Source organism: Rhodococcus huquni, from assembly GCF_055231055.1.
The window spans coordinates 1-9,824 of sequence record NZ_JBUYWE010000021.1 but is presented as its reverse complement, the minus strand read 5'-3'; the positions used below and the strand labels follow the sequence as shown (position 1 = coordinate 9,824).

6 protein-coding genes and 1 tRNA gene are annotated in these 9,824 nt (G+C 63.5%); 1 reads left to right on the top strand and 6 read right to left on the bottom strand.

Features of this window, described 5'->3' with window-relative positions; translation table 11 throughout:
* Positions 1–1,573: 1,573 nt before the first annotated feature.
* Positions 1,574–1,647, bottom strand: a tRNA-OTHER gene (locus tag ACZI8R_RS21000).
* 253 nt (positions 1,648–1,900) lie between these two features.
* Here ACZI8R_RS21000 and ACZI8R_RS20995 point away from each other — a divergent pair.
* Positions 1,901–2,047 (top strand): hypothetical protein, encoded by a 147-nt coding sequence (locus ACZI8R_RS20995; protein ID WP_463381580.1) that lies wholly within the window; start codon positions 1,901–1,903, stop codon positions 2,045–2,047.
* Positions 2,048–2,103: 56 nt separating this feature from the next.
* Here ACZI8R_RS20995 and ACZI8R_RS20990 read toward each other — a convergent pair whose 3' ends face one another.
* The 5 genes from ACZI8R_RS20990 to ACZI8R_RS20970 form a co-directional block, all read right to left on the bottom strand.
* On the bottom strand, positions 2,104–2,811 hold the full coding sequence (locus ACZI8R_RS20990; RefSeq protein WP_463381579.1) for a chymotrypsin family serine protease: 708 nt from the start codon (positions 2,809–2,811) through the stop codon (positions 2,104–2,106).
* Positions 2,812–3,732: 921 nt separating this feature from the next.
* Positions 3,733–5,940, bottom strand: a complete 2,208-nt coding sequence (locus tag ACZI8R_RS20985; RefSeq protein ID WP_463381578.1) for a TniQ family protein — start codon at positions 5,938–5,940, stop codon at positions 3,733–3,735.
* Positions 5,909–6,973: an ATP-binding protein gene (locus ACZI8R_RS20980; RefSeq protein WP_463381577.1), complete on the bottom strand. Its 1,065-nt coding sequence runs from the start codon at positions 6,971–6,973 to the stop codon at positions 5,909–5,911. Before ACZI8R_RS20980 ends, ACZI8R_RS20985 begins: the two co-directional genes overlap by 32 nt.
* The gene (locus ACZI8R_RS20975; RefSeq protein WP_463381576.1) at positions 6,970–9,012 is read right to left on the bottom strand and encodes an integrase; all 2,043 of its coding nucleotides are present in this window, start codon (positions 9,010–9,012) and stop codon (positions 6,970–6,972) included. Before ACZI8R_RS20975 ends, ACZI8R_RS20980 begins: the two co-directional genes overlap by 4 nt.
* Positions 9,009–9,731 carry a TnsA-like heteromeric transposase endonuclease subunit gene (locus ACZI8R_RS20970; protein WP_463381575.1) on the bottom strand — a complete coding sequence of 241 codons (723 nt, stop codon included), beginning with the start codon at positions 9,729–9,731 and terminating at the stop codon, positions 9,009–9,011. The genes ACZI8R_RS20975 and ACZI8R_RS20970 overlap by 4 nt, the downstream gene beginning before the upstream one ends.
* Positions 9,732–9,824: the final 93 nt, after the last annotated feature.

Genomic DNA, 9,824 nt, shown 5'->3' with positions numbered 1-9,824 from the left:
TGTAGGTTCCGCCGGTCGATGTCAGTCCACTGGTTCGCCGACCTCCAGCTTTCCGAGTGTGAGGCGTCGACGAATTCCAACGATCTTGTCGGGATCCTCGGCCCCAATCCCGTCGTGCGACCGGATTCTTCTCTCGTAGGACCTTGGCGGGACTCCGTCGGGCGCAAGATCGAGCACAGGGGAAGACCATCTATTGGGATGTGTCTGTCCAGATCAGATACGGGCGGTGCCCCGGAGAAACTCGTTCCTGCTCAAAAAGTCGGTTCCGTTTCTCAGTTCATGCACCTCGGCGGACTTGTCATCGTGGCCGGCGCCGCCGCGAGTGGAGCCCGCCAAGTCCCAGCAATTGCACAGGCCCGTGTGAGCACTCAATTGCAGACCTCCGATGCGGGCAAAGCATCCTTGCACGCGTCTATCAGCACGGGCAGGTTCGCTCGAAGTTCAGCGCACGGTTGACGAGTTGTTTGTCGAACGGTGAGTAAGGGCTCTGCGCGGTCGGAGGTCTAGGCGTGGAGGCCACGAGCCCCGCCCCCAAGAATGAATGATTCGTGAAAAATCAAGTGGGGCTGGACGAGCGGGAAACGAGTGCATTGTCACTAGCGTCATGTATGCAGTACGTGAGTGCATCGCTGATGAGGGCTCTTCCCGGCCTTATATGCGCCGCGCGCGACCTCGACGGTGGAGAGATCGAGGGGTGTTCGGCTGCATCGGGCCGCCCACTTCTCTGATTGCGTCCTGGGTCATGAGCAGGAGGGTTCTGGAAGGGAAGAGATCACCATTGACGCCACGCAGTTCGCCGTGGTCGTCACCTGCAAATGCGGGTGGAGGAACATCACGGTCGGCCGTGCGTCCGCATGGGATCTTGCCGCGTCGCACCTGAGACTCGCGCACGACAATCTCGCTGCTGCAAGGCGCGCCGATCAGGCCGCACGAGATGTCCGCTACCGGGCAGGTCGGCATACCGATGGTAATCGCAGGCGGGGTGCTGGTCGTGGTCCTTCTGGGCGATCCGATGCCTCGAGGCCAGGACAGCGCGGATTGCGGTAATCCCGTCACGCTCGGTAGGCACCACGCAGTTCTCGCCTGCCCGACAGGGGGAATGAGGAATCAGACCTGCGCCTCGCAGTGAGATGACGTGGGTGCGCTCACGACTGGGTGCCACTCGCAGCCAGCCTCCCGAAACGACAACATGCGTTCAGCGTCGGATGCGTGTGTTTGACTGGGCAACGTCTCGGACCGCGTCACACCCTGGCCCGCGAAATCTGTGATCACGGCCGGCGCATTCGTAGTGTTGGTTGTGCCGGTCGATGTTGCCCGGGTACTGGGATGCGCGGCGTATCCTAAACGATGTGGTCGGGGCCCAAGTGTAGTCCGCTGGCGGTTGAGAGTGAGTAGCTAGTCGAACTCGGCGTCCGCCGTCATTGGCGTTTCTGGCTCGTGGGCGGAGTGTCAGGCTCTCGGTGGATCCGAGGAGGTGAGGGCAACGCTCTGGTGGTACTTGAAAGACTTGCCCGTGGACATACAACATTGGTTGGCGGCGGTAGCCCCATGTCTTTGGTGGGGGTGTCCGTAGCTCCCTGGGCGGGAATCGAACCCGCATGGCGGCGGCCGAAGGTTGCTCTGTTATACCGATTGAACTACCAGGGATACCTTGGCTCGGTTGTTGGTGACGACAAGGCTCTTATCCGCCGGATTTCCCTGCGCAGCGATGCTGCTCTGCATAGTGAGCACCGGACGAAGTCGGAGGGGCCGCGGCCCAGGCCGACGAGCTGTGTGTTGTTCACCCAAGTCGGACCAGCTGAATCACCGGCCGCACCGACATAGGAAGGTTGATAGAGATGGACTTCCCGTTGATCTACTGGCTACTTGCACCGCCCTTTTTTGACGAGTGGACCCGGGTATGGATCACCGAGCTTGCTCCATGCTGGCTCGGCGGATACTGCTTCTAGAGAATGACGTGATCGAATACGGTCCCCTCACGCCCGCAGCGGTCATGGTCACCGACTGGCTGCCGCCGCTGGGACTCTTCGGCGGCAAGCCAGGATGAACAATGACAAGCGGGGTCGCATGGTTGAGAAATGCTGACCCCGCTTGTCTAGGCGTTCAGTTGTTGGTGACCACGAGTCCCTTGCCAACAGGGTTAGGCTGAGCGGCGATCTCGCTGAGCACCGCCCCAAAGTTGCTGAACGTCAACGGACCCAGGGTCATGCCGACGATCTTCGTGGTACCAGCAAGGAATGCGGGACCGCCCGAATCGCCGCCAATTGCCGACGCGAACGAGTTGATGCGCTGCGGGGTGATTCCGTAGATGGCCCCGCAAGTGATGCCCGACGTGACGCCGTCCTTGCACATGTTGCTCCACAAGGTGGGCGTTCCAATGCCGTCGATGCGAGCGCCCGGACCCTGCGAGCGAAGGTCTGCGTCGGCATTCAGCTTGATCACCACCCAGTCAGTGCCATACGGGCCGACGGTACCGTTTGCGCTCCGGTGGGCGATGGTCCCGATCTGTGCCCCAGTGCCGGTGGGCAAGTACCGGAACACGGGATCCCCATCGTTGAAGAATCCGTTGACGGCCTCCACGCAGTGACGGGCCGAGATGGCGACCTTGTTGCCGGAGCTGTCGGTGCCAACGACTCCGAGCGTGCAGTACTGCGCGTTACTACCGGGAGGCGACGGAGGAGCGGCTGGGTTCGCTGTCCAAGCGATGCCGTTGGAGACGATGCCGGTCGCAGCGGATGCCGCTGGTGCGAAGGCGAGTGCGGGTGCAATCACAGCGATGATTGCTGCAAGTACGAGCATGATGCGTTTCATGGTTTTCTCTTCCTTGGACGGTCCGGTGCCTGGAGGGGTTCGTGAACACCGGTAGTTCCCCCGGACTCGGATCGAGCCGGGAAGTCGTTTCGGAATGTGATGAAAGGGGCTAACCTGAACGCAGACGCGGGAGGTGGCGCCCTGTGGATCCACCTGACTGGCAGGTCAGGGGTGGATGTTTCCGCTACCCGAGTTGTGGAAGCGGATCCCGTACAACACATTTGGGTGCGAATTGGGTGGTCACTGCCCCCTGTTTGGACGGCTGTGACGAGCCGACACCGCTCCTAGTCCTCGCAGTTGGAGCGGAACTCAGTTGAGTGCCGGAACAATTCGCTTCCGCCGATCTGGCACTGCTTGAGTGGGATGCAACTGATCTCGTGCCATTCGCGGATCAGCCAGGTGGACCTCCAATCGCATTTCGGATCGGCATAGATGGGGAGCCGAACGCCTTGCGGGGCAGATGTGGTTCTCTCCAATCTTCAAAGCGCGATGCAGCGCACTTTCAAAACTATTGAGAGTGCACTTGTTTCAAGAATGTGCAATTGAGGCGCTTCCGGACGCGCGTGCGAGGCGCTCACCTCTGACCGAACCAGCGCCACCGGAAACCGCACCTGTGCGCCCCTGGCCGTCGGACTTGCACGGATCGCGCGTCGTTGCCGCGCTGGTTAAGAGCCCGAAGTTACGGCGGGTCGGCGTGCCTGGGCTCGGGCAATTCGGATTGGGTGCATCGCGTGTGCACTCGGTGGCTGCGACGAGTGATCGCCCGACGCGGGGCTCAAGAGATCGTGGCTCGATCGGGGCCGCCGTCCAGTTCATCGACTACAGGCACAAGTCGATACGCCACTCCGAAGGTATTGCGGGCGTTGGGCTCGAGTTCGAAATCGAATCGATTCCTGAGGATGTGCGCGCAGTACACCGCCTTCAGTCGAGTGCTTCGAATGCCCAGTCGTCGGTCGCGAGTGGCCGACAATCACGCACGTGAGTGCGCCAATCGGTGGTCGTGAGATCGGCCGCGGGTTTGAAGGTGTGCCGCACGCGGGCCAAGACCCCCGACTCGCTGACCAAGTCGGTTGGCCAACTGCGTTCGACCCCGCGAGTGAGCCAGCTGTGCAGGTCGGCGACCGCACCGGGTTTGAGGTCGCGTCGTCGAGCCCGCCTGCTGGTGATCGGATCGGTGCGGAGTTCTTTTGCGACCCAGTCGCGGCGCTGTAGATACGGGAGCCAATCAGGGATATCGAGAGTGAGTACGGCGCGGGTGACGAGGAATTCTGTGGCCCAGGAAGGGTGCCGCCAGTTGTTCGCCGAAGCGGCGCCGGGGTGCGGGTTGTCGAACGGTTCCGGGTCGGTCGTTGATGACGGTTGCCATGTCAATGGCCCGATCGGCTGCGGACTGCCCCGGTCAAGGCGCAATTGGGCGAACGCTTCCTCGAAGATGTCGCCGCAGGTTGCGTCGGCGGCGGGTACGGCGCGGCGGTACAGCTTGCGACGCCGCCGATCAGGTATCCCGAAGGGAGCGCGGGCAAGGCGTATGTCGCCGCCGGTAAACAACTCCCAGAATCGCCGGATCACTACTGCAGTGCGCACCGGCGGACGCCGCACGGCATGTCGGAGGGCGGTGTTGACTGCGCACACCAAGCCACGGGGGTCGTCGGCAATGATCCGACGCAGTTGGTAGTCAATCGGAGGTGGTTCGAGGCGGAGGCGGTCGATGCACCCCTCAAGTTCGCGGCGGACGGTGGGCCAGTGTCCGTCGTGGATGGCGCCCTGCCACCATCGGTCGATCATCGGGGCGAACGTGGCAGGCAGCCCGAGGTCGTAGGCGATCATTCGCCACGACCGGGTGCTGCAGATCTTGGCCAATGCCATCGTCTTCGCAACAGCGGCGACCAAGGAGTCGTCATCGTGCGTGGATTCGGTCGCGAGCCAGATGACCTGTGGAAACCATCCGGGTTGTGATTCCGGCAGCTCGGGTCTGTGGACGGGCAGCCGCCGCGTAGGGAAGTTCGCGCTAGCGGGATATCGGGGTATCGCGCGGCCGCCGCTGCGGAACATCAACTGCTCGGCAGGAGACAACCGCTCCGGTGTCGCGGATAGCCGGACGGCGGCCAGCAGCGGGTTGTGAAGGCGGGCAGAGATCCGCTGTGGTGAGTGAACCGGGGTGTGCCACCCGGTTGGACGCAACACGCCGGCTCGGTCTGCGGCCGCTGCCGCGCTGCGGGGGCTGTTGCAAGCGAAGATGGTTATGGCGGCGACCATCGTGGTGACCAGACGGTCCGAATCGGCACTGAGAGTGAGCACCTTCTCGATGCCGACCGCTTCGTCGAGGATTTCGCAGATTGCGTCGCACACGATCTCCACCGATGCGTCGACACCACATACGTGGGTGAATTTACCCGGTGCGGTCCCAGCCACAGCCGCCACGCCGTCGAGGTACTCCTGGGCAGTACACATCGCCGAGCCGGCCGGTTCCGAGATAGTGCGACGTAGGTCGAAGCGGCAGAACCGCATCACCCTTCGCGGGCGCTTCACATGCTCGCGGTTGAGCCGCTGTGGACACTGCCAGGGTTCGACGAGATTGCTCAACCATGCAGTCCCCGAATAGGGAACCTGCTCACATTGCGGGCACGTGGAATGCAGTCGGACACGGTGAACCGGGCAGATCAGCTGCAGCGGGTTGGTCCAATTCGCCTGCCACACCCCGCCCGGTTCGGCTAGGCATCGCGGGCAGAACCGCGAACCCACAATGCTCAGCCAATTCGTCTGATGGTAGGTAACGAGGTAGCGGATCAGAGCGGCCTCACTTGCCGGCATCTGCCCCACCAGCAGTTCGTCGACCCGTAGGCCGAGCGTGGATGCGATCCGGCCCGCATGCTCGGTCATTCTGATCATTACGCGGTGCAGGTTTGTGGGGCGATTGATCACCCCGAGGTCCCTCAAAACCTCGCCGGGGGTCGATTGGTAGCGGGAACCAACGCGCATCAGCCATCCCGGCATGGCCTCGTTCGGAGCTATGGGCACAGTGACCGGCCAGCGGTCGATGTCGTAGCCGCCGCCAACCGGGCGCAGCCGCGCGGCCCGGGAAGGCTGCGGGGAGGCGTCAGGCTGTGCGGGCCGCGGATTCACCGGCATTGTCGATCGTGGTGGCCGCGATCAGCTCGGCGGTGATCGCCTCGGCGCCAGTTGCGATGGCGAGGTAGCAAGCCCGGTCGAGCAGGTTCGTCAGCGACGCGATGCGGCCCTGGGAGCGCCGGTGCAGTGCCTTGGCGTGCTCGACCAGCATTCCCTCCCTCGCTTCCGCGAGTTTGATGTGCCCCTCCAGCGCCCGCAGCAGACTGATCCAGCCGCGCATCCCAGCGTCGGAGTCGATGGCGAATGGGGCGACCGGGCAGCGAGTGGCGCGGCGGCTGGTCTGCGCATACGCGGCCTGCTCACCGAATAGGCCCTCGTCGAAGAAGCGCTTCTCGGCCAGCTTGACCCCCACGTAAACGAATGTGGCTGCCATCTCGTTGGCCAGGCCCTTGAGATGGTTCGATACCTCAATCCCGTTGCGGTGCTTGAAGTCCACGAAATGCAGATCGTCGAGCACAATCAGCCTGGTTGCGCACGATGTGACGCAGTCGACCGCCAACGCGCCCAACTTGGACGTAGAGGCTCGATCCACCGCGGGATGACCGTAGAACCGCAGGATCTGCTGATTTAGACCCTTCAACGTAATACCCGCGCTCAGCGGCACGAACGCCACCGGCAACCGCTGGTGGCCGTGCTCGGTGATCGGCCCTTCTCGGCGATAGACCCGACGATGGAAATCACGGGCATACCGGGTCGCGATCGTCGTCTTGCCTAGTCCTGGCTCTGCATCGATCACCACCGACCCACGCAGCTTGTCTCCGTCCCGGCGGCCTGAGGCCATCACTTGGTCGACGATCCCGTATGCTGCGGCCACCTGGCTGGTCTTGATCGTGGGCAGGTTCGCATTCCACACCAGCCTCGCCTCGTTGTAGTCCTCGAGCTCCTCCTGCGGCAACCGCGCCATCTGTGCACGCGTGAGCACCTCGAACGACTCCCGCGGCGCGGCGTTGACGAACCTGTCCCAACCCCGCTTACGCGAAAGCTGGTGATGCTCGGTGCCGTTGACCGCCAGCCACTTCGCCCACCGGTTCATTCCTCGAACACCCCAAACACCTCCTCATTCGGATGCTCCGCGTAATAGCGCTCGAACACATCGACATCATCGACGACCTCGATCACCGCACGGGCCTCGCGTCGCTCCAGCAAATCGACCACCCCCGGCAATGACGCCACCTCCCGGGCCGCATCATCCATGGTGTCCTGGCCACCACCGTCGCCACCGATCAAACCCGACCGTTGCGCGCTCAACCGTCGGGCCAGACTACGGTCGCGGCGGGATTCGACCTCCTCGCGGCTCCAGGCGGCCAGCAGCTCACGGACCGCGCGGTGCGGATCCAGGTGCCGGTTTTCGCGGACGCTGACGCGTTTGGCGAACTCGGCGGCATCACGGCTGAACGGCTGGTTCAAGCACGCGCCATGCTCCCAGGCAAGCCGGTACCACTGCTGGGAATCCGGATCCTGAAAGTACACGTGCCGCACGTCGTGGGCATCGATGAAGATCGGCCATTTGCCGGCATGCACCCCGCCGTAGGGTGACCGGTTTCCCCGGTAAAGATTCAGTCCCGCGCCGTCGTAACGCAGACCGTCGACCTCGACTCCGTAGTGGTGGATCATGCGCCAACGCACGTCGAGGAACTCATACGCGAGATCGGGGCTCGCCGGGAGCAGCAGGCCGCCCGATGTCGCGACGCCGATCTCGAACATCTCGCTGGGTGAGAACGCAGCTCGCGGGATCTCCGGCACACACAACCCGTCATGCGCAGTGCGGTGGTACACAGTTCCGACCCATTCACGGATAATCTGCTCCAGTTCCGTGAGGTAATAGAACGCCTTGTCCTCGACGTCCTTTCCGCGTGAGTACACATCCGGGCCCTTGTAGGCCGGAAGGTGCTGCAGCAGTGACTCGCGCAGCGTGCGGAAAAACCGCTCCACCGTCGGCTTGTCAGTCGGTTTGTGCGGGATCGCCGGCTGAACCGTGATCCCGAGGCGGGCGCACACCCCGATCACATGCTCGGACAGATACTGGCGGCCGTGGTCGACCACGATCGCCTCCGGCAGACACGCCGGTAGATCACCGACGCGGCGTTGTGAAACCCCGTCGGGCACCTCGGTACCGACAAGCACGTTCTGTGGCACACCGTGGTACGGCCACCAATCGCCGTCCTCGCCACGCGCCGGTGCTACGCACTGGTAGAGCACATTCGCCACATCCTGAGACTTCGTCGAGACCGGCGTTAACCGCAGCCCGAGCACGCACCTGGTGAACAGATCCATCGCCACAGTCAACTCAACGCCCACCCAGCGCATCGTGATCGGCTCCATCGCGAACACATCCAACGGCGTCGTGTCCAACACCACGTACTCACCGGGACGCGCCGCCCGCAACCTGCCCAGCACACCGGTGGGCCGGGCGGCCACCGATCGTCGTGCCTTGCCATTGCCGAAGGCGTGACGACCCTTCGACAGGGCCTTCACCCGGTTGTAGGCGGTGCTCTTGCCAGGCAGGGGGACCATCCCTGGACCCGCACTGGCCTCGAGATCACGGGCGACCGCGTCGATGACCGCCCCGATCGTCGGCGTGGACGAATCCACATACCGGTCCAACACGCGCACGCACGCCGCATCCCATCGCGGATCCACGCTGGCGGCATACCTGCTGCGGATCCGGGTGTCGGCCAGGCCGACGATCCCTGCCCCTCGGTAGCTTGTGGTCCAGCGTTCGAGCGTGCGCACCGACACGTTCAGTTCGGCCGACTTCGCGGTCAATGCCGACGCTAGCGTGACGCCTTCCGCCTGGACCGCGGACAGCACGTCTTGCACATGGCGGGCACGAGTCTCGAGCTCTCGGCGCTGCCTCGTCGATAGCGATGACAGGACAACCGCCGCAGGATCACCGGCGCCGTCCTCGCCCCCCATATCCGAACCTCTGGCAGCCAGATCGGTGAGCGCGACACGCTGCACGGCATCGCCGGACCGCAGTGTCACGTCATGACCGTGCAGTGCGACGACCTCCCACGACGAGCCGTCGAACCAGACCCGCGCCCCTGCACGCAATCGAAGAACGTCCGTCATGCCGACTCCATCCGACAGGTCATCACGGATCGCCCGGACAGAGGCACCGACAGATCCACCGCCCATACGCCGCTCCACAGCTTTGACAACACAGCCAACCGCGCATGCGGAACCCTTGCTGCCGCTACCACCTCATCGATCGTCGCGCCCGTCCGAGCCACGGCTTCGATCGCCGAGATCGCCGTAGAGGAGACCAGTTCGGCCCTGCGTGCCGCGCCGATTGTCCGAATGTTGGCCAGGACCGTCGGATCGTCACCCGTCCACACCTGGTACGACCAGCCCCGCGACGCACACACCTGCTCTGTCCATGCGAACACCCGCACGACATCGTTCCGCTTAGCGAACTCCGCCGGTTTGACGTCGACAACCGTGAAACCGCCGCTCGCATTCTCGAGCAGTAGGTCCGGAACATGCCTGCGCGTAGCCTTCCCGTCGAATCCAGACAGCCACAGCGGTTGCGCAGCGATCCGCACGACCTCCGGGGCGAAATCCGCCAGCCACAGGCGATCCAACTCCAGCCGGCTTTCATACCCGACATGACCAGCGTTCGTTGCCGACCAGAAGAAGCCCGCGTAGTGCCGCCGACTGTGGTGGCTACGAACACGACGAACAGGCAATCCGCGAACCACCTGATGCGGGTCAACTCCCGCGATCGTCGTCCCGACTGGATCGCCATCGTCCCGGACATATCTGACTTCGACCTCATCGGTCCACGCCATGGCTCAAGTGTCGTCCCAACCGACACGAAATCCGGAAACCGACACGGCACCGACACGAAATCTGGAAACCGACACGGAATCGTGGAACCTACA

Excerpts from the sequence above, each read along its gene's own strand:
- ACZI8R_RS20995 (WP_463381580.1), top strand. The coding sequence starts at position 1,901 with ATGGATCACCGAGCTTGCTCCATGCTGGCTCGGCGGATACTGCTTCTA.
- ACZI8R_RS20990 (WP_463381579.1), bottom strand. The coding sequence starts at position 2,811 with ATGAAACGCATCATGCTCGTACTTGCAGCAATCATCGCTGTGATTGCA.
- ACZI8R_RS20985 (WP_463381578.1), bottom strand. The coding sequence starts at position 5,940 with ATGCCGGTGAATCCGCGGCCCGCACAGCCTGACGCCTCCCCGCAGCCT.
- ACZI8R_RS20980 (WP_463381577.1), bottom strand. The coding sequence starts at position 6,973 with ATGAACCGGTGGGCGAAGTGGCTGGCGGTCAACGGCACCGAGCATCAC.
- ACZI8R_RS20975 (WP_463381576.1), bottom strand. The coding sequence starts at position 9,012 with ATGACGGACGTTCTTCGATTGCGTGCAGGGGCGCGGGTCTGGTTCGAC.
- ACZI8R_RS20970 (WP_463381575.1), bottom strand. The coding sequence starts at position 9,731 with ATGGCGTGGACCGATGAGGTCGAAGTCAGATATGTCCGGGACGATGGC.